1 protein-coding gene is annotated in these 744 nt (G+C 51.9%); it reads right to left on the bottom strand.

Annotated features, from left to right (window positions below):
* Positions 1 to 60: 60 nt before the first annotated feature.
* Entirely contained in the window at positions 61 to 597 is a 537-nt protein-coding gene (locus EDM56_RS30975) for an NADPH-dependent FMN reductase (protein WP_122921751.1), read from the bottom strand.
* Positions 598 to 744: the final 147 nt, after the last annotated feature.

Raw genomic sequence — 744 nt, 5'->3', positions numbered from 1 at the left:
CAATTCGGTGATTTTCATCATTTCCGTCCCCCTTTATTTTGTATCGCTTTCGGCCAACCTTTATTTCGCAGCCAAAAGGCGGCTGATGCGAATCAGTTCTTCCGCCATCCCATTGATTCGCTCCTGTGCATCGTAATCCGTCACCTTTTGCTGATCATTGAAATGATGCGGATCAGCCACGAATTGATCCGGCAGCACCAGTGCATAGACCCCGCGCATCACCGTGCGCAAATTGTTCAAGGCGTTGATGCCGCCCTTTCCACCGCCTGCCGCAGCGGCGATCAGCGTCGGCTTGTTGCGGAACTGCCGCGAGCCCAAAAAGTCCAGCGCATTTTTCAGCGCCCCGCTCATCCCGTTGTGATATTCCGGCGTGCAGATGACGAAGCCGTCTGCCTCCTGCGTCAGCGATTGCAGCGCTTTTACCGATGTCAGCTGATATTGTTCGTCGCTCCCGTTATAGACCGGGAGTACATGTTCACCCAGGTCAAAAAACGTCACATTGATATCATTCTTGTTCAGCGCCTGCTCAAATGTCCGCGCCAATCCGCGCGTCCGCGATCCTTGTGTAGCTCCACCATTCAAAATGACAATGTTCATGGGAATACCTCCGTCGATTTGCTCGTTGTATTTGTTTTATCTATGTTTGTGACTTTATTGTATCGCCACACGCCATCCGCTACCTCGGCTCACAGGTGTATCTTTTTACAAAAAAAGCCCGCCTGATGAGGCGGACTGGTCGTACGA

Origin of the sequence: Brevibacillus fluminis, from assembly GCF_003710825.1 — a bacterium.
In the GTDB taxonomy this organism is placed as follows: Bacteria; Bacillota; Bacilli; order Brevibacillales; family Brevibacillaceae; genus Brevibacillus_D; species Brevibacillus_D fluminis.
This window is presented reverse-complemented; position numbering and strand designations above follow the sequence as displayed.

Bases quoted from the DNA above. Each gene is read 5' to 3' on its own strand.
- EDM56_RS30975 (WP_122921751.1), bottom strand. From the start codon at position 597: ATGAACATTGTCATTTTGAATGGTGGAGCTACACAAGGATCGCGGACG.